The organism is Streptomyces sp. NPDC090021, from assembly GCF_044748225.1.
Taxonomy (GTDB): Bacteria; Actinomycetota; Actinomycetes; order Streptomycetales; family Streptomycetaceae; genus Streptomyces.
Genome location: NZ_JBIVFO010000013.1, coordinates 74,100 through 97,960 on the forward strand (window position 1 = coordinate 74,100; position 23,861 = coordinate 97,960).

At 70.8% G+C, this 23,861-nt stretch carries 24 protein-coding genes and 1 tRNA gene; 8 read left to right on the forward strand and 17 right to left on the reverse strand.

What is annotated here, in order from left to right; all coding sequences use genetic code 11:
• Positions 1–130 precede the first annotated feature (130 nt).
• From ACIPXC_RS12785 to ACIPXC_RS12800, 4 genes are read left to right on the forward strand one after another with little or no spacing between them, the layout of a single operon-like run.
• The gene (locus ACIPXC_RS12785) at positions 131–1,297 is read left to right on the forward strand and encodes an HpcH/HpaI aldolase/citrate lyase family protein (protein WP_401616268.1); all 1,167 of its coding nucleotides are present in this window, start codon (positions 131–133) and stop codon (positions 1,295–1,297) included.
• On the forward strand, positions 1,294–3,891 hold the full coding sequence (locus tag ACIPXC_RS12790) for a phosphoribosyltransferase (protein ID WP_401616270.1): 2,598 nt from the start codon (positions 1,294–1,296) through the stop codon (positions 3,889–3,891). The genes ACIPXC_RS12785 and ACIPXC_RS12790 overlap by 4 nt, the downstream gene beginning before the upstream one ends.
• Positions 3,888–4,718, forward strand: coding sequence for an HAD family hydrolase (locus ACIPXC_RS12795; protein WP_401616272.1), 831 nt, complete (start codon positions 3,888–3,890; stop codon positions 4,716–4,718). The genes ACIPXC_RS12790 and ACIPXC_RS12795 overlap by 4 nt, the downstream gene beginning before the upstream one ends.
• On the forward strand, positions 4,715–5,374 hold the full coding sequence (locus tag ACIPXC_RS12800; RefSeq protein WP_401616274.1) for an O-methyltransferase: 660 nt from the start codon (positions 4,715–4,717) through the stop codon (positions 5,372–5,374). The genes ACIPXC_RS12795 and ACIPXC_RS12800 overlap by 4 nt, the downstream gene beginning before the upstream one ends.
• Before the next feature lie 108 nt (positions 5,375–5,482).
• Here the strand turns inward: ACIPXC_RS12800 and ACIPXC_RS12805 are convergent, their stop codons facing one another.
• From ACIPXC_RS12805 to ACIPXC_RS12815, 3 genes are all read right to left on the reverse strand, one after another.
• Complete coding sequence (locus ACIPXC_RS12805; protein ID WP_183065208.1) at positions 5,483–5,704, reverse strand: zinc ribbon domain-containing protein; 222 nt, start codon at positions 5,702–5,704, stop codon at positions 5,483–5,485.
• Positions 5,705–5,745: 41 nt separating this feature from the next.
• On the reverse strand, positions 5,746–6,477 hold the full coding sequence (locus tag ACIPXC_RS12810) for a DUF4383 domain-containing protein (RefSeq protein WP_401616276.1): 732 nt from the start codon (positions 6,475–6,477) through the stop codon (positions 5,746–5,748).
• Positions 6,478–6,760: 283 nt separating this feature from the next.
• Positions 6,761–8,044, reverse strand: coding sequence for a hypothetical protein (locus ACIPXC_RS12815; protein ID WP_401616278.1), 1,284 nt, complete (start codon positions 8,042–8,044; stop codon positions 6,761–6,763).
• Positions 8,045–8,109: 65 nt separating this feature from the next.
• Between ACIPXC_RS12815 and ACIPXC_RS12820 the strand changes: the two genes are divergently transcribed.
• Positions 8,110–8,184 (forward strand) — tRNA-Val (locus tag ACIPXC_RS12820).
• A gap of 62 nt (positions 8,185–8,246) precedes the next feature.
• On the opposite strand, the gene xerC is transcribed toward ACIPXC_RS12820, so the two are convergent.
• From xerC to ACIPXC_RS12880, 12 genes are all read right to left on the reverse strand, one after another.
• Positions 8,247–9,395 (reverse strand): tyrosine recombinase XerC, encoded by a 1,149-nt coding sequence (xerC, locus tag ACIPXC_RS12825; RefSeq protein ID WP_401616280.1) that lies wholly within the window; start codon positions 9,393–9,395, stop codon positions 8,247–8,249.
• Positions 9,395–9,592: a helix-turn-helix domain-containing protein gene (locus tag ACIPXC_RS12830; protein ID WP_046775035.1), complete on the reverse strand. Its 198-nt coding sequence runs from the start codon at positions 9,590–9,592 to the stop codon at positions 9,395–9,397. Before ACIPXC_RS12830 ends, xerC begins: the two co-directional genes overlap by 1 nt.
• Positions 9,593–10,038: 446 nt before the next feature.
• Positions 10,039–11,511 (reverse strand): ATP-binding protein, encoded by a 1,473-nt coding sequence (locus ACIPXC_RS12835; RefSeq protein WP_401616282.1) that lies wholly within the window; start codon positions 11,509–11,511, stop codon positions 10,039–10,041.
• Position 11,512: 1 nt separating this feature from the next.
• Positions 11,513–12,388 (reverse strand): bifunctional DNA primase/polymerase, encoded by an 876-nt coding sequence (locus tag ACIPXC_RS12840; RefSeq protein WP_401616284.1) that lies wholly within the window; start codon positions 12,386–12,388, stop codon positions 11,513–11,515.
• Between the two features lie 295 nt (positions 12,389–12,683).
• A complete protein-coding gene (locus ACIPXC_RS12845; RefSeq protein ID WP_401616286.1) occupies positions 12,684–14,810 on the reverse strand; it encodes an ATP-binding protein in 2,127 nt (708 codons plus the stop codon).
• A gap of 93 nt (positions 14,811–14,903) precedes the next feature.
• Positions 14,904–15,134, reverse strand: coding sequence for a DUF6257 family protein (locus ACIPXC_RS12850; RefSeq protein WP_401616288.1), 231 nt, complete (start codon positions 15,132–15,134; stop codon positions 14,904–14,906).
• 85 nt (positions 15,135–15,219) lie between these two features.
• Entirely contained in the window at positions 15,220–15,600 is a 381-nt protein-coding gene (locus ACIPXC_RS12855) for a DUF6251 family protein (RefSeq protein WP_401616289.1), read from the reverse strand.
• Positions 15,601–15,621: 21 nt separating this feature from the next.
• Entirely contained in the window at positions 15,622–15,786 is a 165-nt protein-coding gene (locus ACIPXC_RS12860) for a hypothetical protein (RefSeq protein WP_401616291.1), read from the reverse strand.
• On the reverse strand, positions 15,776–16,117 hold the full coding sequence (locus ACIPXC_RS12865) for an RRQRL motif-containing zinc-binding protein (protein WP_401616293.1): 342 nt from the start codon (positions 16,115–16,117) through the stop codon (positions 15,776–15,778). Before ACIPXC_RS12865 ends, ACIPXC_RS12860 begins: the two co-directional genes overlap by 11 nt.
• Positions 16,117–16,971, reverse strand: coding sequence for a DUF2637 domain-containing protein (locus ACIPXC_RS12870; protein WP_401616295.1), 855 nt, complete (start codon positions 16,969–16,971; stop codon positions 16,117–16,119). Before ACIPXC_RS12870 ends, ACIPXC_RS12865 begins: the two co-directional genes overlap by 1 nt.
• Positions 16,968–17,291, reverse strand: coding sequence for a DUF6303 family protein (locus ACIPXC_RS12875; protein WP_401616297.1), 324 nt, complete (start codon positions 17,289–17,291; stop codon positions 16,968–16,970). Before ACIPXC_RS12875 ends, ACIPXC_RS12870 begins: the two co-directional genes overlap by 4 nt.
• The gene (locus tag ACIPXC_RS12880; protein WP_381818210.1) at positions 17,288–17,557 is read right to left on the reverse strand and encodes a DUF6284 family protein; all 270 of its coding nucleotides are present in this window, start codon (positions 17,555–17,557) and stop codon (positions 17,288–17,290) included. Before ACIPXC_RS12880 ends, ACIPXC_RS12875 begins: the two co-directional genes overlap by 4 nt.
• A 467-nt stretch (positions 17,558–18,024) precedes the next feature.
• On the opposite strand from ACIPXC_RS12880, the gene ACIPXC_RS12885 reads away from it, so the two are divergent.
• Complete coding sequence (locus ACIPXC_RS12885; protein ID WP_401616298.1) at positions 18,025–18,783, forward strand: GntR family transcriptional regulator; 759 nt, start codon at positions 18,025–18,027, stop codon at positions 18,781–18,783.
• A complete protein-coding gene (locus ACIPXC_RS12890; RefSeq protein ID WP_401616300.1) occupies positions 18,780–19,349 on the forward strand; it encodes an AAA family ATPase in 570 nt (189 codons plus the stop codon). The genes ACIPXC_RS12885 and ACIPXC_RS12890 overlap by 4 nt, the downstream gene beginning before the upstream one ends.
• 445 nt (positions 19,350–19,794) lie before the next feature.
• On the opposite strand, the gene ACIPXC_RS12895 is transcribed toward ACIPXC_RS12890, so the two are convergent.
• Complete coding sequence (locus ACIPXC_RS12895) at positions 19,795–20,526, reverse strand: hypothetical protein (protein WP_401616302.1); 732 nt, start codon at positions 20,524–20,526, stop codon at positions 19,795–19,797.
• Between the two features lie 201 nt (positions 20,527–20,727).
• Positions 20,728–21,333, reverse strand: coding sequence for a hypothetical protein (locus tag ACIPXC_RS12900; protein WP_401616303.1), 606 nt, complete (start codon positions 21,331–21,333; stop codon positions 20,728–20,730).
• Between the two features lie 1,466 nt (positions 21,334–22,799).
• Between ACIPXC_RS12900 and ACIPXC_RS12905 the strand changes: the two genes are divergently transcribed.
• Entirely contained in the window at positions 22,800–23,684 is an 885-nt protein-coding gene (locus tag ACIPXC_RS12905) for a glycoside hydrolase family 26 protein (RefSeq protein WP_401616305.1), read from the forward strand.
• Positions 23,685–23,861: the final 177 nt, after the last annotated feature.

The window sequence follows — 23,861 nt, forward strand, 5'->3', positions numbered from 1 at the left end:
ATTGCGTGAGCTGGGCATTGTGCAAGAGGGTTACCTGAACTTCATGTGCTTGAGGAACTCTTGACTCGCGTTCGTACGTACTATTACCGGCCATGCCAGTTGGGCCGCCAAGGCAGTACGGGGAGAGCACATGCGTCACTTTGGGCACGTATCGCCCACGGTCCGTAAGGGCCTCTTCCACCAGGAACCGGCGGAATTCACCGGAGCCTCACCCGCCCACGTCCTCGCGGCGGCCCTCGGAGCGACCCTCTACAGCCCCGCCACCCGCCCCGCGCTGGCCGCCGACGTCCGCAAGCAGGCCGGCCGCGGCGTCGTCTCCATGGTCCTCTGCCTGGAGGATTCCATCAGCGACGCCGAGGTGACCGGAGCCGAGGAGAACCTCGTCCGCCAGTTCGCCGACCTCGACGGCGACGCCGCCGAGCTCCCCCTCCTCTTCATCCGCGTCCGTACGCCCGAGCAGATACCGGACCTGGCGCGCCGCCTCGGCCGCTCCGTACGGCACCTGACCGGATTCGTACTCCCCAAGTTCGACGAGCGGCGCGGCATCCCCTTCCTCGAAGCCGTCGCCGACGCGGAGGCCGCGACCGGGAAGGCCCGGCTGTATGCCATGCCCGTGCTGGAGACCCCGGAGCTCCTCCACCTCGAAACCCGCGTCGAGGCCCTCGCCGGCATCTCCCGCACGGTCAACGGCCACCGCGAGCGGGTCCTCGCGCTCCGCCTCGGCGTCACCGACTTCTGCTCCGCCTACGGGCTGCGCCGCACCCCCGACATGACCGCCTACGACGTCCAGATCGTCGCCGGCGTCATCGCGGACGTCGTCAACGTCCTCAGCAGGGCCGACGGCACCGGCTTCACCGTGACCGGCCCCGTCTGGGAGTACTTCCGCAGCCAGCAGCGCCTCTTCAAGCCCCAGCTGCGCCGCAGCCCCTTCCTGGAGGAGGGCGTCGAGGAACTGCGCACCGCGCTCATCGAACACGACCTGGACGGACTGCTCCGCGAGATCGAGCTCGACCGGGCCAACGGCCTGCTCGGCAAGACCTGCATCCACCCCGCCCACGTCACGCCCGTGCACGCCCTGTCGGTCGTCTCCCACGAGGAGTTCTGCGACGCCCAGGACATCCTGAGACCCGAGCGCGGCGGCGGCGGGGTGATGCGCTCTGCTTATACGAACAAAATGAACGAGGTGAAGCCCCACCGGGCCTGGGCCGAGCGCACCATGCTGCGCGCCGAGGTCTTCGGTGTGGCGAAGGAGCAGGTCGGCTTCGTCGACCTGCTCACGGCCGGACTCCAGGTATGAGAGGGCCCGTGCGGAAGCGGACGACGAGGAAGGGCAAGACGATCGACGAGGTGTGGTCGGGTACCTGGGTCGCGGACCGGCTGGGAGTGGCCCTGCACGACTGCGAAGGAGGCCCGCGGCCCGGACCGCGGCTGAGCCCGCGGCTCACGGACCTGCTCGGACTGGCCCTGCGGCGCAACCCCAAGCGCGCGCACCTGCTGGTCTCGCAGGTCCTGGGCAAGCACGTCCCGCAGTCCCCGCACGCGGTGTACGCGGCCGGGTACGGGCTCGGGACACGCGTACGGGCACTGCTCGGCGAGGAGGCCGCCGAGGCGGCCGTGGTCCTCGGCTACGCCGAGACCGCCACCGGGCTCGGCCACTGCGTCGCCGACGGCCTGGGCCCCGCCCCGTACCTGCACTCCACCCGCCGGCCCGTGCCGGGCGTCGCGACCGCCGGCGGCTTCGAGGAGGCGCACTCGCACGCCACCTCCCACCTGCTGCTGCCCGAGGACCCCGCACTGCTCGCCGGCGACGGGCCGCTGGTCCTCGTCGACGACGAGTTCTCCACCGGCAACACGGTCCTGAACACCATCCGTGACCTCCACGCCCGCCACCCCCGCTCGCGCTACGTCGTCGTCGCCCTCGTCGACATGCGCTCCCCGGCCGACCGCGACCGGCTCACGGCCTTCGCCGCCGAGCTGGGCGCCCGCGTGGACCTGATCGCCCTCGCCTCGGGCACGGTGTCCCTCCCGGACGGGGTCCTGGCCACGGGCCAGGCCCTGGTGGAGCAGCACGAGGCCGCGGACCGGGCGCCGGTGGAGCAGTACGAGGCCGCGGGCCGCCCGCCCGCCGCCCGCCCGCCCGCCGCCTCCCCGCCGCAGGCCCCTGCGGTCGTCCGGGTGGACCTGGGCTGGCCGCGGGGACTTCCCGACGGCGGCCGCCACGGCTTCACCCCCGCGCACCGGCAGCGCCTGGAAGCCGCCCTGCCGGACCTCGCCACCCGGCTCACGGCCGCACTCGGCACCGACCCCGGACGGGTCCTCGTCCTCGGCAACGAGGAGCTGATGTACGCGCCGCTGCGCCTCGCCAAGGCACTGGAGGAGACCGGCGCGGCCCGCGAGGTCCGCTTCTCCACCACCACCCGCTCCCCGGTCCTCGCCGTGGACGACCCCGGCTACGCCATCCGCACCCGGCTCGTCTTCCCCGCCCACGACACCCCCGCCGACGGCCCCGGCGACCGCTACGCCTACAACGTCGCACGCCCCTCGCAGGGCGACGGCTTCGACACCGTCGTCGCCGTCGTGGACTCCGCCGGCGACACCCCCGAACTGCACACCGGACTCCTCGCGGCCCTCGCCCCGCACACCGGCCGCCTCGTCCTGGCCGTCGTTCCTTCCTACACACCGCCCCGGGCGTCCGTACCGTCCATATCCCCCGCGGCGTCCCGCACGTCCCACCACCGGCAGGAGCCGACCATGCCCGAGCCCCTGCGCGGCCCCGCCTTCTCCTCCTACGCCCCCGAGGACGTCGGCTGGCTGCTCCAGGACCTCTCCGGTGTCCGGCTCGAAGCCCCGACCGAGGAGCGCGAGGAGGCCATCCAGGCCGGCGGCGCGCACTACGCCGAGTCCCTGCCCGTCGAGTACCAGCCCTCGCCCCAGTACCAGGAGCTCTACCGCAGCGCGCTGACGGCCTCGGCCGCCCGCGTCGCCCGCGCCGTCGGCACGGTCACCGAGACCGTCCTCGCCGAACGCTCCCCCTCCCCGGTCCTGGTCTCCCTGGCCCGCGCCGGCACCCCCGTGGGCGTCCTGATGCGCCGCTGGGCCCGCGCCCGGCACGGCCTGGACCTCCCGCACTACGCCGTCTCCATCGTGCGTGGCCGCGGCATCGACGCCAACGCCCTGCGCTGGCTGGCCGCCCACCACGACCCCGCCGACGTCGTCTTCGTCGACGGCTGGACCGGCAAGGGCGCCATCACCCGCGAGCTGAAGGCCGCCCTGAGCGAGTTCCCCGGCTTCGACCCGGAGATCGTCGTCCTCGCCGACCCCGGCTCCTGCGTGCCCACCTACGGCACCCGCGAGGACTTCCTGATCCCCTCCGCCTGTCTCAATTCCACCGTCTCCGGACTCATCTCGCGTACGGTTCTCAGGTCCGACCTGGTCGGACCCGCCGACTTCCACGGCGCGAAGTTCTACCGCGAGCTCGCCGGAGCCGACGTCTCCGTCGAATTCGTCGACGCCGTCGCCACCCACTTCGACACGGTGGCGGACGCCGTCGACGAGGAGGTCAAGGAACTCCTCGCGGCCGACCGCACTCCCACCTGGGAGGGCTGGGCGGCGGTCGAGCGGATCAGCGAGGAGTACGGCATCCACGACGTGAACCTCGTCAAGCCCGGCGTCGGCGAGACCACCCGCGTCCTGCTGCGCCGGGTGCCGTGGAAGATCCTGGCGCAGCGCGGCGCCGGGGCCGATCTGGACCACGTACGGCTGCTCGCCGAGCAGCGCGGCGTCCCGGTGGAGGAGGTCGACGGACTGCCCTACACCTGCGTCGGGCTCATCCACCCCCGATTCACGCGCGGCGCCACCGGCGCCGACGGAAAGGCTGTGGCCTCCAAGTGACTGTCCTCGTAGCCAGTGACCTCGACCGTACGCTCATCTACTCGACGGCCGCCCTCGGTCTGACCATGCCCGACCCGGTCGCCCCCCGGCTGCTGTGCGTCGAGGTCCACGAGAGCAAGCCGCTGTCCTACATGACCGAGACGGCCGCGGCCCTGCTGGCGGAGCTCACAGAGGACCCGTCCGTCGTCTTCGTCCCCACCACCACCCGCACGCGCAAGCAGTACCAGCGCATCCGCTTCCCCGGCCGCCCCGCGCGGTACGCGATCTGCGCCAACGGCGGACAGCTCCTCGTCGACGGCGTACCGGACCGCGACTGGCGGCGGCAGGTCGCGGCGCGCCTCGCCGAGGAGTGCGCCCCGCTGGAGGAGGTCCACGGGCACCTGCTGGCCACCGCCGACCCGGCGTGGCTGCGCAAGGCCCGGGTCGCGGAGGACCTCTTCGCGTACCTCGTCGTCGAACGCGCCCTGGTCCCCGACGAATGGCTCAAGTCCCTGACGGAGTGGGCCGGGGCCCGCGGCTGGACCGTCTCCCTCCAGGGCCGGAAGATCTACGCCGTGCCGCGCCCGCTCACCAAGAGCGCGGCGATGCACGAGGTCGCCCGTCGGACCGGAGCGACCACGACCCTGGCCGCCGGGGACTCGCTGCTCGACGCCGACCTGCTGCTGGCCGCCGATGCCGCCTGGCGCCCCGGCCACGGCGAACTGGCCGACGCGCAGTGGACCGCGCCCACGGTGACGGCCCTCACCGAGGCGGGCGTCCTGGCCGGCGAGGAAATAGTGCGGGCATTCTCCCGCGAGGCCGGGCGGCTCGGCAGACTGGACGCATGAGCAAAGGCAACAGCACGAAGATCACGGACGAGCTGTACCAGTACATGCTCGACCACAACCCCCCGCTGGACGCCGTCCAGCGGGGGCTCGTGGCGAGGACCTACGCCACGTTCCCGGACGTCGCCGGGATGCAGTCGGCGGAGGAGCAGGGACCGCTGCTGGCCTTCCTCGTCCGCCTGACCGGCGCCCGCCACATCGTCGAGGTCGGCACCTTCACCGGCTTCTCGGCCCTGTCGATGGCCCAGGCACTGCCGCCCGACGGCCGCCTCATCGCCTGCGACGTCTCCGAGGAGTGGACGGCGTACGGCAGGCAGGCCTGGGAGGAGGCCGGCGTCGCGGACCGCATCGAGCTGCGCATCGCGCCGGCCCTGGAGACCCTGCGCGCGATGCCCGCCGAGCCCCACATCGACATGGCCTACGTGGACGCCGACAAGGAGAGCCAGATCTCCTACTGGGAGGAACTCGTCCCGAGGCTCCGCCCCGGCGGACTGATCGTCACGGACAACACGCTGTTCCACGGCACGGTCCTCGACGCATCGGCCACCGGCTCGGCGGCGGGCGTGCGCGCCTTCAACGACCACGTCACGGCGGACCCGCGCATGGACTCCGTCCTGCTGGCGATCTCGGACGGCCTGACGCTCTCGCGCAAGCGGTAGCGCGGCGGCGCGGTAGCGCGGCGGCGCGGTGGCGGAAGGCGGGCGGCGGCGGGCGTAAACGCGGCAGCCGGCAGCCGGCGGACTGACAGCGGACAGCGGAGCCGGGGGTCAGCCGCAGCCGCCGCCCCCGCAGCAGCCTCCGCCCCCGCCACCCATGGGACGGGCGGGCGCGGGGGCGCTGCTCGACCCGCCCACGGCGACCGCGGACAGCAGCTTGACGGTGTCGGCGTGCCCGGCCGGGCAGTCGGCGGGGGCGGAGGACTCGGCCATGGGGCGGCTCACCTCGAAGGTGTCGTCGCAGGTCCGGCAGCGGTATTCGTAACGAGGCATGCGCACAGGCTAAGCGCGTCCGCCGCCCCCGCGCTACGGCCTCAGAGGGTGTCGGGCTGCGCGAGCCGCCCCTGCGCCAGGCGTGCCCGGTCCTCCCGGGCCGCCTGCTCGGGGTGGCGGGCACGCCAGTACGGATTGTCGTGCGGCAGCGCACTGCCCACCCGCCCGTACATCCCGAACCACATCAGCATCACGCCGACGACGAAGCTGAACAGCACGTTCTGGATCTTGAAGGCCAGGAAGTTCAGCCCGGTGTCCAGCAGCGCGAGGTTCACGAAGCCGCTCGCGATGAACAGCACGCCCAGCACGATGTTCAGTGTCGAGGCGAAGGTCCCGCCCACCAGCATTCCGACGATGAGCAGGCCGCCGATGCAGATCGACAGGACGCTCAGCGCGCCGTTGGTGTTCAGCGCGAGCACCGTGTCGCCGCCCGTGTCGAAGAACCCGATCCGGTCGACCAGGCCCAGGATCCCGAAGACCACCAGCAGCAGCCCGGTCAACCCCGCCCCGACCCGGTACACCTGGCTGAGCTTGTGATCGATGGGCAGGTGCTCGTCCAGTCGGGCGTTCACGGGATGCAGGGCCCGCTGCACGCGCCGCGCCACCGGGTGCGGGTCCTGCGGCACGACGGGCCCGTACGGCTCGTGGGCCACGTAGGGCGCGTAGTGCTCGTGGGGCTCGGTGCACCCGTACGCCGCGTGGGGCGCGTACGGCGCGTGGGACACCGGGGGTACCTGGGACGCACGCGGCTTGTGGAAGGTGTGGGCAGCCATGGAGGCCTCCTCTGCTCCGTCCCGTACCCCCAGCATCCGCCGCCCACCGCCCCACGACAACCACTACGGGGGCGGCGGGGCGGGTGCCGCGGCCGGGGAGGCGGCGCGGCGGGAGGACACGGGGGCATCCATGGGAAGTGGAGGGGAGCCCTGGAGCGGGACAGCGGCCGAACAGCCGGGGACGCCGCGACAGCCGAGGGAGGCGTGCGCCCTGCGCCCCGCGCGCGTCGCCGCGCACCCCAGGCGCCCCGCGCGAGGGCGAAACCAAGGTCAAGGCCAAGGCCTAGGACTGCCCGCGCTCCTCCCGGATCCCGGTCACCACCCGGTTCACCGAGGCCCGCACCGCCTCCATCTCCTGCAGGAACGCCCAGTAGTCCGGGTGCCGCCCCTCCAGCCCCTCCAACGCCCGGCCCACCCGGGCCACCGCGTCGTCCAGCGGCCGCGCATGCCGCGGATCCGGCACACTGCGGCCCGCCATCGCCAGCCGCTGCGCGTCCCGGATCGCGAAGCGGGTCCGGTCCACCTCCGCCTGCGGGTCCCGCGCCACCGCCTCCAGCCGCGTCAGCCGGTCCTGCGCCGCCGACACCGCCTCGTCCGTCGCGTCCAGCGCCCCGCGGACCGCCTCGATCAGCGCCGCCACGTCCGCCCAGCGCTGCTCGTCACGGGCCCGGCCGGCCTCCCGCAACTGCTCCTCGGCCCGCGCCACCTCCCGTACCGCCTGCTCCGGCGCGTGCTGCAGGTCCTGCCAGCACGCCGCACTGAACCGCCGCCGCAGCTCGCTGAGCACCGGATCCACCCGGTCCGCACGGTTGCGCAACGCCTGCGCCCGCGTCCGCAGGCTCACCAGCCGCCGGTCGATCTCCGCCGCCCGCTCGGGCAGCCGCGCCGCCTCGGCCCGTATGGCCTCCGCGTCGCGCAGGATCCGGTCCGCCCGCTGCACCGTCTCCTGCACCCCGTGCTGCGCCGCGCCCTGGTTCAGCTTGGTCAGCTCCGGCCCCAGCGCCGCCAGCCGCGCCGCCAGGTCGTCCGCCCGCATCCCCTTGGCCCGTACGGCATCCAGCGCGTCACTGGCCCCGATCAGCGCGGCCCTGGCCCGCTCCCGGGCCGGCGCGACCCGAGCGAGCTGCGTCTCGGCCCTGTCCAGCAGCGGCTGCAGTCCCTGCGCGAACCGCTCCAGTTCCCCCTTGACCCGCAGCAGTTCATCACGGGCGCGGGTCAGCTGGTCCCGCGCACGCGTGGCCACCGAGGCATCCAGCTCCGCCCGGTCCAGGTCGTGCGCGTCGACCGCCTCGATGTAGACGTGGCTGACCTGGTCGATGCGCTGCCCGAGCGCGGCGAACCCCTCGGTCGCCTGCCGCGCCGCGGGCGAGCCGTCCGCCGCGGCGATGGTCTCGATCGAGATCCGCAGATCCCGCTGCGCCGTGTCCAGCTCGTAGAACGCGGCCGCGGCGGCGTCCTTGGCCGCCTGCGCATCCGCCCGCCGACTCTCGTCCCGCCCACCGAACCACCGCCGGGATGCCGTCGTCACAGTCCCTCTCCCGTACGTGTCCGCCATGCCCCGGTCCATTCTCTCCCACGGGAACCGGTTTGCGTGGGGGGCCTGCCCGCCATGTAGGCTGTCCACTCATCCACGGGTGCGTAGCTCAGGGGTAGAGCGCTGCTCTTACAAAGCAGATGTCGGCGGTTCGAAACCGTCCGCGCCCACCAGTCAAAAGGCCCCCAACCGATCTTGGTTGGGGGCCTTTGACGGCTAAAAGTGACGGCAATGCCTACTCGGTCGGCCGCCGCCGGCGCAGCAGCCGGTCCATGTGCCCCATGGCCTCCCGCCTGCCGCTGTCGGCCACGTGGGTGTAGATGTTCATCGTGACGGCGATCTGCGAGTGACCCAGGATCTCCATCACCACCCGAGGTGCCACCCCGGCCGCGAACAGCAGCGTGGCGCACCCGTGCCGCGCGTCGTGCAGCCGGATCCGCGGCAGGCCGGCGTCCTGCCCGATCCGCTCGAAGGACCGACTGATGTTGCGCGGCTCGATCGGCCGGCCGGTGCGGGTCGTGAACACGTAGTCGCTCTCCTCCCACTCCTTGTCCTTGGCCGCGGCCTGCAGCGCGGCCTGCCGCATGCGCTGCCAGCGCAGGGGCGCCACGCACATCCGGGGGAGGGGGATAACCCGGCTCCGCCGGTTCTTGGTGGAGTCCGCGTACAGCTCCTTCTGCACCCGCTGGATCTGGTTCCGCACGGTCAGGGTCCGGCGGTCGAGGTCGATGTCGGACCAGCGCAACCCGAGGATCTCGCCCCGGCGCAGCCCCAGTGCCACTGCGAGCACGAAGGCCGCGTACAGCGGGTCGCGCCGACTGGCCTCCAGGAACGTCAGGGTCTCGTCGAGGTCCCACGGCTTCAACTCGCGCTGCACCACCCGCGGCGCCGGCACGAGCATCACCACGTTGCGGCTGATCAGCTCCTCGCGGTTCGCCGCGGTGAGCGCGCTGCGCAGCACGCGGTGCGACTCCTTCGCGGTCGCGGCGGAAGTCTGCGCGGTGACGGCAGCCAGCATCCGCCGCACGTCCCGCACGCCGAGGGTCTCCAGACGCTTGGAGCCCAGTTGCGGGATGAGGTACAGGCGGACGTGGGTCTCGTACTTGGCGTACGTCGTCTTCTTACGGTCCTGCTTGACGAACGTGTCCAGCCAGTAGGGCAGCCACTCGGAGAGCTTGGCCGAGCGAGTCGGCGTCGGGACGCCCTGGCGATCGCGCAGCACGAGCTCTTGCCGCTTCGCGTCGCACTCCGCCCACGTCTTGCCGTACACGGTTTTGCGGGCGCGGGTGCCGTCGGGCTGCGGGACGTAGACACGCGCCTCGTAACGCCCGTCGCTGCGCTGCCAGATGCTGCCGGCGCCGTTCGGATTCCTCTTGCGTGCCATCAGGCGGCTTCCTCCAACTTGGCTTCCAGGTAGGCGCGAACGCTGTCTGCGGGGATCCGGCGCGAGCGGCCCTCGGTGAAGCTCGCCAGGGCGCGGGAGCGGATCAGGTTGTAGACGGTGAAGCGGCTGAGCCGCAGCGCGGCCATGACCTCGGGGACGGTCAGGGCCTGGTGGGTAGTGGGCAGGGGGGAACTCACAGCGGCCTCCGAGGTGGTGGTCAGTGCGTGTGTGTCCGAGGTTGGGATTTCTGCGTCACGGCGTCATCAGCGTCATTCAGGGCCCTGACCTGCGGGTTCGCGTGACGCAGGGGGCGTGGGGCTGTGTCACCCGTGACACAGCCGTCCGTCACGGGGTGACGCAGGTGACGAACGGTGACGCAGGAAAATGGGCTCTGCGTCACCGCCGTTGGTGCAGGCCAGGGCCGGTTTTCGGGGCCGCCGTGACGCAGGTGACGCAGCGTCTTCCTACTTAGGAAAAGAGAGGGACTTGTCTCTGTTGTTATGTGCGCCTTCGGGCGAAATGCGGAGCCGCAGAGCGGCACGCCCTTTGGGCGGCGGCGCGGCCGCCGAAGAGCAAGAAGAGCACCGCCCGCCTGGCCGGGGTGCTCCTCTTGCTTGTGCGGCCGGGACCACCGGGGCGGGGTTTAGAAGAGGTCCTTCTGCTCGTCCTGCGGGGCCTGGGGCCGGGCCATGGCGATGTAGCGGGCGGCGCGGGTGCGGCCCCAGTCGATGAGGACGCCGCGGGCTGCGAGGACGGGCTGGAGGCGCTTGAGGCGGTCGGAGAGGACTTTGCCGGTGGTGGGCCACCCCTTGGGCAGCGCGCGGAAGTCCTCGCCGGTGTAGAGCTGGGTCAGCGCGTGCAGCCACTCTGCCGACGTCATCCGGACCTCGGTGGCCGGTTCGGTGTCGGCGGCGTGCTTGAGGACGGTCTGGGCGAGGAGGTCGCCCTCGATGACGTCGTCGTTGAGGTCGTCGAGGCTGGACCGGTAGGCGTCCAGCGCGCCGAAGCTGCGGGCGGCGTCGAGCTGGGCGCACAGGTGGGCGAAGTCGGCCATGCGCAGGTCGGTCGGGATGTCCGCTTGGGCGGCGCGGACGCTTACGGCGAGGTCGAGGACGGAGCCGAGGATCACGGGCAGGTCCCGCGCGAACTCCGTCCACAGCTCCGCCTCAGTACGCCGTACACGGGGGCGTTCCAGACGGAGAGGCAGGAGGCGTTCGGCAAGGTCGGGGCGGATCACGCCCACGTCGATACCGGTCAGCAGCAGCGGGCGGCGGTAGCGGGAGCGGACGACGTCGCCGTCGGTGAACAGGGCCCGCTTGATGTTCTCGGCGCCGGTGACGATGCAGCACATGAGATCGGAGAGGTCCGGGCCGAGGTGGGAGAGGTTGTCCAGCCCGGTGATCCACCCGGCGGCAACGGCGGTGATGAGGTTCTCTTCGTCCTTGGGCGGGCGGCGCAGGTCGCCGCTCATGCCCTCGATGATGCGGACGAGCATCTTGCCGGCGGTGGACTTGCCCGCGCCCTGGGGGCCGGTGAGGAACGGGGCGGGGACGGGGACGTCGGGGCCGAGGCAGCCGACGAGCCAGGCCAGAGCCAGGCCCTCGCTCTGGGCGCTGGCGAAGTTGACCAGGCGCATCAGCAGGTCGATGCCCTTGCCGTCGGTGTCCTTGACCGGGAGGGGGAGTTCGCCGGTGAGCTGGGTGCGCCGCCAGCACACTTCCCGCGGGTTGGGGGTGCAGATGTCCCAGCCGTTCGGGTGGATACGGACGGACTGGCCGTCGTCGCGGCCCAGGTCCAGCCACGTCGCCCCGTCGAATCCGGGAGCTACGCGGATGTGGACGGGCTGGACGTCCTCAGTGAGCGCGAGTGCTTCGATCAAGTCAAGTGCCTCCTTCAGGGCGGTTCCGTTGAAGACGCCGACCCCGTCGCGGAACAGGCCGACCATGAGTTCCTGCCGGTGGCTCCCGGTCGTTCCCTGCGAGCGGATCGGACGGGCCACGGGGTGGCCGTTGCGCTGGGCGTAGACGGTGCCATCGACGGTGCGGAAGTACCGGAAGTGGGCCTGCGCGTAGTCGGTGATGACTTCGCGGGCGGGGTTCTTCTCTTCCTCAGGCATGTCACATCCCCAGAGCAGCAACGGCGTTGGACCACGCGTCCTCGCAGTGCCGCAAGGACTCGCCCCTGCCCTGCGCGGCGGTGAACAGGCGCTTGATGTGGGCGTCGGTGAGGCAGCCGCACCGGCCGTGCGCGGACAGCACCGCGAGGAACATCCGGTACACGGTCCGGTGGATGCCGTCCGGGGCGTCCTCGATCCGCTGCGCGGCCATGGCGATACCGCGTTCCAGGTAGGCGGGCGAAAGGTGAGGGCACTTCCCGCCCCCGACCGGCGCCGCCGCAGTCACGGGGCGAGATACCCGCCGGGCCGCGGTGGGCTCCTTCACGGCGAGAGCGCGCACGACGTCCGGGAGCGGCGCCACGGCGCCGGTGCCAGCGCCGAGCCACCGGGCATAGGACATCAGCGACTTGATGTCCACGCCCGGACGTACGTCATTGCGGGAGGGCATGGCGCCCAGATAGATCCAGTGCTCCCCGCGGGTGCTCGCCACGGTCCTGGTCGCCGGGAGATTCTGGCGGGCCCAAGCGACCGCGTCGGCGTTGTCGAGGTCGACCACGGTGAGGCCGGTACCCCCGGGGTGGTACGCGACGACCGCGGCCTGCCGCCAGGCCGGGGCCCATGCGGCGGAGGTCAGGACGGTCGGGTCGGTGGTGGCGGCGGCCCAGGCGTGGCACGGCGCCGGGCAGGCGCAGGGGCCGGGGGTCTTCATGTTCGGCCGGCCGCCACAGGTGTTCTTCCGGCAGGCTCGGCAGTTGCCCATGGGGCCCTTGCCCTCCCGCAGTGGCAGCACGGGCAGGCCCCGTTCGGCGAGCTGGAGCGCGGTGAGTAGCGGCCGGTCGCCGGTGTGGTCTCGCCGGATGGCGGTGGGGTGGGTCATGCTGGTCTCTCCAGTTCTTGGTGTTCTGGACGAGAGCGGCCCCGGATCTTGGCGGATGTGGGGGCCGCTCTCGGCATGTCCGGACGGATGAAGCGGAACCCCTGCCATGCGGTCGGCAGGGAGGCCGGGGCACCCCCTGCCGGGGTGCGCGTGGAGGGGGTTTCGGGGGTCTGGCCTGCGGTGCCTCCCTGCCTCCCTGGCAGATCATTTGCGCAGGTCACAGGCAGGGAGACGGGTCAGGGAGGCGGTCAGGGAGTTCTCCCTGCCTCCCTGACCGTGCGGGGGTCGGCTCCCTCTACTCGGCGGCGGAAGCGGAACCCTCGTTGGGGCGGTTGGTGAGGGCGCGGGTGATGCGGTCGCGGCCGATGACCATGCGGCCGTCGGACTTGTACGGCTCCGCGCCGGTGCCGTCGAGGACGCGCTTGAGGTCGATGAACGACCACCGCCCGTACGCCTTGCCGTTCAGCGCGGCGAGCCGCTTGAGGACCTCCTGGGTGAGGACGCGGGTGTCGGTTCCGAGGACGGTGAGGATGTCCGCGAGCGGGTCGTGCTCGTCCGCGTCCGGGACGGTGTGGGCGGTGGTGATCCCGGAGCGCAGGGTCTTGGCGCGGTCGGCGATGATGGCGGCGGTGTCGGTGTCGATGTAGTGGGTCCGGACCGTGATGGATGCCTGGCCGGCGGGGATGGTGATGCCGTCGGAGGCGACGACCACGGTCCCCTTGTCGAGGCCCTGGCGGAGCAGGTGTGGCGCCGCGCCGCCGTCAACGGCTTTGTCGCCGAGGGCCATGCGGGCTTGGGATTCGGTGCCGAGGGCGAGGCTGATGCGGGTGTGGGCGCCTTCGCGGACGAGCTTGGGGAGGTTCTGGTCGGTGGGGTCCTGCGTGCCCTCCCACAGCAGCACGTCCACAGCCCGCCCCTGGTTGTGGATCTTCCGCGCGGCCATGAAGTACCGGGACGTGGCCTTGGAGCCGCCGTAGGGGCGCTTGTCGTCGCCGACGGCCGGGCACATGAACGCCACCTGCGCCTCATCCACGACCAGCACGAGCGGGGGGAAGGTGCTGCCGGGCGGGGCCTGGATGCGGCGTTCCATCTCCGCAACACCGGCTTCCAGCATCTCGGTCGCCTGGATGACGTGCTCGTCCGTCGGCCCCTGGATGAGGGTGGTGGCGAGTCCGTCGAACATGTCCCAGTCCCCGACGCCCTTGAGGTCGGCGATCCGGAACTCCACCGTGCGATCGAGCGCCAGCCACAGGGCGAGGGCGCGCAGGGCGGCGGTCTTGCCCTGGTTCGAGAGTCCGGTGATCAGCAGCATGCGCTGATAGAGGCTGATCAGGGCGGCGTCGCCGCGCAGGTCCTGGCCCCAGGGTGCGCGGCCGGACTTGTAGTCGGCCTTGAGGGTGCCGTCGGTGGTGAGGGGGGAGGGGCCGATCGGTTCGTCGAGGGCGCCGGAGTCGGCGATCCACAGCCGGACGGTGCGGGCGGCGGTGGGGAGGGTGATGAACACTTCGTGTTCGTGCCGGGCCAGGTTCTCGGCGAGCTTCCGCCGGCGCCCCTGGACTTCGGCAGTGGAGACGCCGGAGGGGAGGGTGACGTCGACTTCGACACCGCATCCGGCGATCCGGATCGGGCCGAGCATCGCCGCGCCGGCGTCGCCCATCTCCTTGATGGCGGACCGGAGCGGGGCGATGCCGAGGTCGCGCAGGGCGGTGACGACGACCGACGGCGTGATGGGCGCCCCGGCGGTGTCGCGTTCCTTGGCGGGAAGCGTCCACTGCGGGGCCGTCTGCTGCCTGCGCCCGACGGCCCACAGGGCGAGGAGCGCGAGCCACGGGCCGACGGTGACGGCCGGGCCCCACACGATCGTGCCAACCGTGACGATCCAGTGGACCGCAGCGATCACCGTGGTGAGCGGAGCGAGGATCCACGAGGGGTCTTTCGTGCCTATGGCCAGCACGATCCCCAGCAGAAGCAGGCCACCGGTGGTGAGGCCGATGGCGTATCCGGCGCTCTTCACCGCGTCCTGCGGTGCCTTGAGGAGGTCCATGCGGCGTTGGTGGCGTGCGGCGCGGTAGCGGGTGAGGCGGTCCTCCCACTCCTTTGCCTCGTCGAAGCTTCCCGCCGCCTCGGCGGCGCGGATCATGCGCTCGTACCGGGAGGCGGTCCGGCCTTCCCAGGTGCGGCGGGCGGTGACGCGGGTGCCACCGATGACGTACATGCCGTGCCGGGCCACCAGCCGGGCCGTGGTGCGGGTCCGCTCGTGCGTGACCACGGCCCGCAGGCCACGGACGGAGCGGCGCCACACCCGCACCCGCCGTACCGCATCTGCCGTCGGGGCGGCCGTCGGGGCGGTGGGGGTGTCGCCGGGGAGCGTGTAGGTGCCGGTGGTGGGGTCTTTGAAGAGAGGGACGACGTTGTCGGTCATGCTGAGAACTCCTGCTCTCGCTGACAAGGCGGGTGGGTAGGGCCCGGGGCGGCCGGCGTTCTTTGGCGAGAGGGCGGCCGCCCCGGGGCACAGCTACTTCTTGGTGTTCTTGGCGCGGGTCTTGCGGGCGGCCTTCTCGGCCTCGGCCTGGTCTGCGGCCTGCTGGGCTTCGCGGTCGCGGGCGCCGTCGATGATCCGGTCGACCTTCTTCTGCAGGTCGCCGAGGTGGACGTTCTCCCCGGCGATCCCGCGCTTGGCCATCCGGGCCGTATACCAGCCGATCTGCGTGATCTCACGAGCGGTGAACTTCGGGTCCTGCGCCATCACTGGACTCCATCTCTGGAGACCGGGCTGTCCGGCTCCCCTTCACCACCCGCCCCGATGCGGGGGCGGGTGGCTCAGGCAGCCGTCAGCCCCGACGGCGGCGGGCCCTACGGACGTTCTTCACGGCCGCTCCGGCCTCAGGGCTCCCGATCGACTTCACCACGGTGTGGACACCCCAGCCCAGGACGAGGGCGAGGAAGGCGAGCATCGCCAGATTGGCGGCGATCGCCGTGAGCGCGCCGACCAGCAGCGGGCCGAAGTACACCCCGGCGGCGACCGCGCCGGCGCCGACTCCGGAGCCCAGCGCGACGCGCTGCACGGTCTTGTCCGGGGCGGCCTGGTGGATGTGCTGGTGCACGACCTGCGGGCCGGTGTAGGGGACGGGAAGGGTGTCGGCGTAGACGTGGCGGCCGTCGGGGAGTTGCACGACGTTGGGCGGTCGGTGGGGTTCGGGCAGGTGGTTCACGGTCGTCTCCCTTCGCAAGGGTCAGGTGCGGGCGTGCCAGGCGTCCTGCTGGGCGATGAAGTCCGTGTGCAGGGGCTTGCCGGTCTCGCACGGCTCGTCGGCCTGGCAGGCGGCGCAGTCGCCCAAGTGCTTGGAGGAGGCCGCGAATGCCTTCATGTAGGCGATGAACTGCTCGTCACGCTCCATCGGGCGCTCCTTCGGGGTAGGCGCAGGGGACGCACATGCCGAGCGAGACCGGGATGACGTATCCGGCATCGGTGCGGCAGGCGGGGCAGGTACGGCGGGCGGCGTTCGCCCTGTCGAGAGCGGCCGTCTTGGCCGCGGTCATCGGCCGGACGGGGCGGGCGCGGTCGATCCGGTACAGGAACGCGGTCAGCGGACCGCGCCGCCGTCGCGGACGCTCCACCTGCGCGACGACGTCCTGACCGCCGGGGCGGAGCCCTGCCGCGCGGAGCTGACGGCGGGTGGCCAACCCGTCCGGAGCGAGCCGCCACGGGTAGACGGGCAGGGTGGCCATCAGCTCACCGCCGCGGCGTCACGTTCGCGCTCCGCCTTCAGCGTCTCCCGCACACCCCGTGCCTTGGCCGCGGAGGTGTGCAGGGCCTTGCGGATCCCTTCGCCGGTCAGCTTCTCGACCGGCCACGACTCCGTCAGGCTCCGGGCCTCCGCCAGAAGCTCAGCCTCCGACCGGACCGGTCGGCTCGACCGAGCCGCCACCGGCACCCGACCGGTCGCCCGACGAGGACGCGACACCTCCGCCGCGGCAACCGGCACCCGCACCTCGACCGGCACGGCCGCCACGTCGACCGAAGCGACCGGCACGCGCTCCAGCGCCGACGCCGGGACGGGCAGGGCGGTGGTCTCTTCCACCACCGATTCGCCCAGCTCAGCCGTCGACTGATTTGCATCGGTCTGAGCTAATTTGGGCTCGGTCGGGTCGACCGGCGGGCGGTGGTGGAGGACTTTGGCGACGAGGTCGGAACCGAAGTAGATCGACCCGACCGGAAGCGACGTCGCCAGCAGCACGAGCGCCCAGTTCGTCCAGTCGCCCTCGGCCAGTCGACTCCAGCCGATCGACTCCGCGTGCAGGTCCGGCACAAGGCCGTGCACGTAGTTCAGGACCAGCGAGGCGAGCGTGTAGGAGGCCAGCACCCGCAGCGCGAACTTCCGCGAGTCCCCGGTCAGGACGAGGGCGGCGACGAGGGCCAGGGCCATCAGCCCGTCGACCACGAAGGGGTAGAGCCAGGCGGCCGTGGTGTCCGCGCCGATGGCCCGGGCCACGTCCCGCAGCGCGTTCCAGGACACCCGGAACGCCATGCCGACCACGGCCACCAGGGCCAGCACCAGCAGAACCCTCCCGGTGCGGTTCATGACCCACCGCCCAGCGGTCGGACCTTGGCCGAGCAGAGCAAGAGCACACGCGCCGGATGCGGGTGGTAGCCCGGCCCCTCGTGCTCCGTCCACTCCCACTCGACATCCTCGGCCAGCGCGAACCCGAGGTCCGCCAGGGCCCGAGCCCGCTCGTCCAAGGTCGGGATTTCAGCGGTGGGCGGCCAGGTGAAGGTCGGCCACTCGCTGACCAGACCGGTCATGGCCACGTACAGCTGCCAGCGCGGACCGTCCGCCGCTGCCGGGCTGGTGGTGTTGCAGCAGCGCAGGGACATCTGCGCGCCGAAGATCTGCTTGCTCATGCCGCGCCACCGGAAGACGGGAGGTGGGCGGCCCGGTTCTCCAGCGCGGTCCGGGCGGCGAGCACGCGCCGGCAGGCCCGGCGCAGCCGCTGCTCGTCCACCTCGGTCGGCGTGCGGTCCAGCGTCATGATCTCCGCGTCGAGCAGGTCGCGCTCCGCCAGGATCAGCGGCAACTCAACCTCGATCGCCTCAAGCTCCGCATCCGACGGCTCCAGACCGTCGGACCACGGGGTAACAACGTCGTGAAGTGCAGCGATGGACTTCATGGGTCTTGCTCCTTCTACACAGGAACGGGACCGAACAGCAGCCCCGGTGTTCCAGCACCGGGGCTGCGCTTCGTTGTGGAACAGGAAGAGCTCCGGTTCCCCTCAACCCCGCCCGTCCAGCGCCAGGGGCGCCGGACGGGCGGAGGAGGCAACCGGCCGCAGTCGTGTGACTGCGGAAGTTGGCGATTCACGTGTCTCGCCTTCGGGAGCGCGCTCCCGTTGCAGGCGTGCGAGACGGTGACCTTTCGGTCTTGCCCTCCGGTTGACCAGGGACCCGGGACCCTCGGCCCGCTCTGTCCCGGGCCCCTTGACCTCGGCTAGCCCTGAAGCAAGGCACGTCGAGGTCCCGCACTCCCCGGCCGGGTTGACCGTCCGGCGAGCACGTCCCTAAGGTTCCCTAGGGTTCCCTGCGGTGTCAAGCAGTAGGCTAGGGAACCTCAGGGATGTCACGACGAGGAGCGAACGACATGGCAGGCCAGGCCGACAATCGGGCGCCTTACGCGAGGATTGCTGCCCACTACGCCGAGCTGATCGCGTCCGGTGAGCTGCAACCGGGAACCCTCATGCCGAGCATCAAGAACCTCTCGGAGGAGTGGCAGGTCAGCACAGCCACAGTCGAGAAGGCGCTGCGCAAGCTCCGCAATGACGGACTCATTCGGGGCATCCACGGCATCGGCACAGAGGTCTTGGACCCGCCTTCCCCCATGTCCTCCGGTTCTCAGCGACAGGATCGCGGACGCCGTACGGGTTCCAGCTGGGGAGACGGCGAGCGCTCCGACTCGCACCAGGCCGCCGTGGTGCCGGCGCCCGCGGATGTGGCGCAGGCTCTGGATGTTCAGCCCGGCTCTGAGGTGGTCCGCCGTAGCCGCGTCTACCGGGACCGGCACGGCATCGTCGCGCACAGCACGTCGTGGATTCCCGCTCGCTACGCCAAGCTGATCCCGCAGCTGGCGGTGAGCGAGCGGCTGACAGGGGGGACCTCGCTGCAGCTCATCGCGGAGGCGACCGGACACCCGATCAGCCACCGCATCGACACGGCCTCTGCTTCCCGCCTGACCCCTGCGTACGTGGAGCTCCTGGAGCTGGATCCCGATGACACACCTGCGGACCCGGTGGTCGTCATGACCGCGAAGTTCGTGGACAGCGAGGGCAACGTCGTGGAGTACGGGGTAGACCTCGGCGGCCCCGGCCGGACATGGCGGACGGAATCTGAGGTCGTTGCATGAGCGGCGCGGACGAGACACAGGCGACCCCCACGCTGCCCTGCCGGCCGATCTGCGTCCTCATGGTGGGGCTTCCCGGCTCTGGCAAGACCACCCTGTCCCGCGCCCTCACCGACCGCGGCTTTGTGCGCCTGTGCCCAGACGAGGAAATGTTCCGCCGGCACGGCGTCTACGGGGTGGACTTTCCGCGAGGCGTCTTTCCGACTCTTGAGCGCCCCGTCCTCGAAGACGTGGCCGTCGAGCTGACAGAGCACCTGAAAGCCGGTCACGACGTGGTGGTCGATCACGGCTTCTGGACGCCGGAGGAGCGAGCGAAGTGGCGTTCGATCGCCACCAACGCGGGGGCCACCCCTCTCATCGTCTACCTCGCGGTAGACCATGACGAGCTGTGGGACCGGATCAGCAGGCGGAACCAGTTCCACGAGAACGACCCGAACTCGATCTACTTCTCGGAGAGCGACCTCCAGCGCTATCGCACCCGGTTCTTCCCTCCCGAGACCGACGAGCCGCATGTGCGGTACGACGGGGATCCCGCAACCGTGATCGGTGCTCTAAAGAGCTGCCGCTGAGGCGGGTGGGGCCTCAAGTGCGACCCAACCATCCGCGGAGGGTGGTGTGGTCTACTCCGTCAAGGCGGCTCGCTCCGCTCACCGTGCGCGCTATCGGCTCCAGTGCTGGGCCTGACGCTCCACGCCTTCGGCGCCCGCTCTGGCCCGGCTCCGCCGGCGCGCGGCTGATCGAGCACACCAGAGGCGGGACGGTAGCCACTCACCCCCCATCAACCCGCACCCACTCGACGGCCCCAGGCAATCCCGGAGCCGGAGCGCACCCGCCGGAGGCATCGTTCTGACCGGGCCGTACTGCTAATCCGGGGCGTAAGGCCGCCAAGAGGGTGGGCTGGGCAAGCTGAGCCTGGGATCGGGTGGCTCCGCGAATGTTCGCTCGATCCGATACCCGACCCAGTTGGCCCGGCAAAAGCTGTGCAGCCGATCCGTAGGATCAGAGAGTGACGGTCTAAGGCTGTTCGGTGCCGGGGCGCGTATCACCAACTGCAAGCGCTTCAAGCAACCGCAGGCAGTCCCGACCAAAGCTGGTGAGGATCCATTGTTCCTGCCCAGTCCCGCCTCCTCCGTATCCTCCAACACCAGCGTCGGCAGCGATTCCCTCAGCGACCAGGAGCGCCATCGAAGCATCCAGCACATCGGCATATCCGGGAAGGCGCTCCAGGATCTCGCCTCTGCTCCAGCCAAGCCAAGTTGCCCGTGCATCAGGCTGCGGTTGATTGATCAACGCCATGAGCTTGGCTTCCTGAGTCTCAACCCTCGCAAGGCCGCGAACTCGAAGACGTTCCGCGTCGACCCTCGTGTCGTCCTCGACTCCGCGAGCCAAACAAAGGCCCAGAGCGTGAATTTTGGCCTCCAGAGGAGTCTCCATTGCGGCTTGGACGGTTTCGGAGAGAAGAGCCAGCAGTTCGGGGCTGCCCTCGATCGTCTCGGAGAAACGATCGATCCCCTGTCCTGCGGATATGGCGCCCACAGCTATGACCTGTGCAGCACGCTCTTCCCGACGCCGAATCAACGTCTTGATGAGCCTGGGAGCCACCTCGTTGAGCGCCTCCTGGATCCCAGCCCCTAGCGCTGCTCCTACAGGACCTCCTACGACCGCTCCGACAATTGCCCCTGCACTTGCGGAAGCCGTCCGCGCAGATATATTGGCAGCTCTCTGGCCCACCGGCTCGTTCGTCATGGCGACACCCTAAAGCTCTCGGCATCACCATGACTCAAAGAGTTTGGGAAGGAGTCACTATGGCTGGAGCGTCGCCACCCTCCCGGGCTGTCTTGGGGCCGTGGGAGGGCGCTCACTCGTGACCAACGTTGACAACTCACGGCGGCTCAGCCGCAGGTCAGGTCGGCGGAGTGTCAGTTGTGGTTGAACTGATCACGGTGACTAAGCCGCTCGCGTGATGTCCGGCGGGAGGAGGGGCTCGTGGTGGTGCCAGATGAGGTAGCGGTCCTCGCGGCGGAGCTCTGCTGAGCCCCACTCCACCCGCATGACGCCCCGTTCCATCGAGCAGGCGTACGCCACGATGATCAGCCGCAGCTCTGGCTCGAGTAGAGCCAAATCCGGGTGCACGTGCTCCTCTTCCAGCTCTTCGAGGCCGAGGTCGAGGGCCTGTTGCATCGGCTCCGGGCCATGGCGCCGTATGAGGTCGGCCCTGAAGCCGCCGGCCTTTCGAAGCCGTGCCGCCGTGACAGGCACGTCCTTCTTCGCGTACCGGATCGGGTAGATGACGTTGTTGCCAACGATCACCACCGTTCGGCCTTGAAGTCGTCGAGCTACCGCTCCGTCGAAGGGAGTCAGTCTGGCTTCCAGTGCTTCGTACTGTGCTGCGTGCAGGCCGTGGCCGTACGCCTCTAGGGTCTGAGTGTGGACACCTTCATGTCCGTGTCGGGCTCGATTGTGAGCCTCGACGAGGCTGGCCGGGATCGCCACGGCCAGCTTTTCTGCCGAGGCTCCGAACGTTTCCTTCGCCCAAGGTGTCGCTGAGCTCACCCGTGTCGCCCTCCCCCTGCGTCGTCAGAACGCCGAGCCACGTCCTGACCACGGTGCGAGCACCGGGCGAGAACTGCAAGGGGGCATGGGGGCACAGACCGCGCATGAGCACGATGAGCGGCGCCCCATTCTCTGGTGGTCGCGGAGCCCTCCAATTGGTCAGAGTCCTTGCCGACAGGGTGGGGAACGCTCGATCTATGACGACCGAGGCGAACAAGGATGCGGCGCGGCTCTTGGCTGGGCAGGCACACGAAGTGGGTCCTACTTTCGAGCAGGAACCGCCGCGTGGGCTGCTTCAAAGGGTGGGCCGTAGGCTACTGGGACGATGGGAGGAGCCGCACCGAGTAGAGCTGGACACCCCGTGGCAGGACGTCCCCTCGCCCCTGCGGAGCGGGTGGCGGGAGCGGGCAGCGAACTGGGATGGCGAATGCGTGTTCAGCGTCGACTACCGGGTCTGCTCCCAGTGCCGGCTGGCTTGGGTAGAGGAGCCCTATACCGTGCCGGAATACCAGGGTTGCGGCTTGGCATCAGCGGGTCTCACCGCGCTGCGGGACGAGTCTGGCGACGTGTCCTGGCACACCCTTGGCGGCCACCTGAGAGACGCGGAGGCGTTCTGGATCGCTGTCGGCCGCGGCGTGCCAGGTGGGTATCGGAAGCATGAGCTGTGCCCGCACGTCGACCCGGGCTGAGGGCAGGTTTCCTGGACTGCGGCCTATTCGCGGACGGTGAACTGTGGCCGACCATACTTTGAGGGCTTGGCCTGTTGGGACGCCCTTGGTGTACGGGGCCTCCGGAGTCATCTGCCAGCAGTTGCGTTCTGACGGCAACCGCTGACGGCAACGGCTGCGCACGCCGATGGGTCGCGGCTGCTCTTGACGCGATGGTTGGAGAGCGGGCAGGCAGGCCGTCCGACGTCAACTTCCTAGCCTGGCGAGCTTACAAAGCAGATGTCGGCGGTTCGAAACCGTCCGCGCCCACCGTGTCTGACCAGGCATTTTTGATGACGGGCTCCCGGGGACTCCCCGGGAGCCCGTTGTGTCTTCATCGGGGACGGAACCCGTACGGCCGAGGTCCTCACTGCGCTGCCGGAGCGAGGGGGCGGCCACGGGGAACGCACTGCGCAGAACGATGGCACGACTCCGCGGGGGAACCCGACATCCGGTGCTGCCAGGGCGGCCGGCGGCCTCGCCGGTCGAAGCTCCGCGCCCACCAGGTAGGTTTCCCGTGTGTCCACCTGTGTCAAAGCCGCCCTCGTCGGCCCCGAGGCCGTCCGATCGAGCCGCCGGGTGTTTCCGGCGGTGCTGCTGGCCATGTCGGCGGTACTGACGGGCTGTTCCAGCGAGGGAACTCCCGATCGGTCGGCAGGGAGCTCAGCTGCGTCGTCCGGAAGTCCTTCGGAGCGGAGCACGGCCTCTCCCGGCCCGGCGGCGCCGGCCGTCTCTCCGGTTGCCCAGCGGCTGATCCCGGTGCGGGGCAAGTACTTCGGCGTCAGCGCGCTCGAGACGCCGTGGTCGCCCCAGGAGACGGACCTGGTGGCGCAGCGGGCGGGTGGGCGACCGAACCTGCTGGAGTACTTCGCGAAGTGGACCGAGGACTACCGCCGGGACGCCGTCGACGCGACGTACCAGCAGGGCGCTGTTCCGCTGCTGACGTGGGAGCCCTGGAGCTCGGTTGAGGCCGGGACCGAGCAGCCGCAGTACGCGCTGGCGGAGATTTCCAGCGGCCGGCACGACGCCTACATCAGGCGCTTCGCCCAAGACATGAAGGCGCACGGCCGGCCGGTGATCCTGCGGTTCGCGCACGAGATGAACGGCACGTGGTTCCCGTGGGCGGAGCGGCGCAACGGGAACAGCGCCGGCGAGTACGTGGAGGCGTGGCGCCACGTCCACGACCTCTTCACCGAGGTCGGCGTGCGCAACGTGGTCTGGCAGTGGAGCCCGAACATTCTGCGCACGGTGGAGAAGGTCCGTCTGCAGCCGTTGTACCCCGGCGACGAGTACGTCGACATCATCGGCCTCAGCGGCTACCGCAAGCACGAGATGCGGGCCGCGGACGTCTTCGAACCGGCTCTCAAGGAGATGCGGGCGTTCACCCGCAGGCCTGTCCTGATCGCGGAGACCGGCGCCCGGCCCGGCGACGACAAGGCCCTGTGGATCGCGGACTTCTTCACCTGGCTGCGGGGGCGCCCCGATGTGATCGGCTTCGTGTGGTTCGAACGGAGTGTCGAGCAGGGGGGCAAGCAGGACTGGCGGTTCGCGGAGACCGCCGAGACGCAGAAGGCCTTCCGCGGGGGGCTCGCCGACCTGGAGCTCGCGGACGCTCCGGGTGGCGAGCCGATTCTGTCGGGCTGAGCGGCAGGTCGGTTCGCCGGAGCGTACGGAGCCGCTCGGCCGGACGGGACATCGGGTCCGAGGCCGTCTCTCTCGCGGGCGGGGGAAACGACGGCCCGAAGACGCCTCCCGCCGTCGCCGGTACCGTAGCGCCGCCCTCACCGCGTGGCAGCCGGTGTCCTCGGGCTGGTGGAGAAG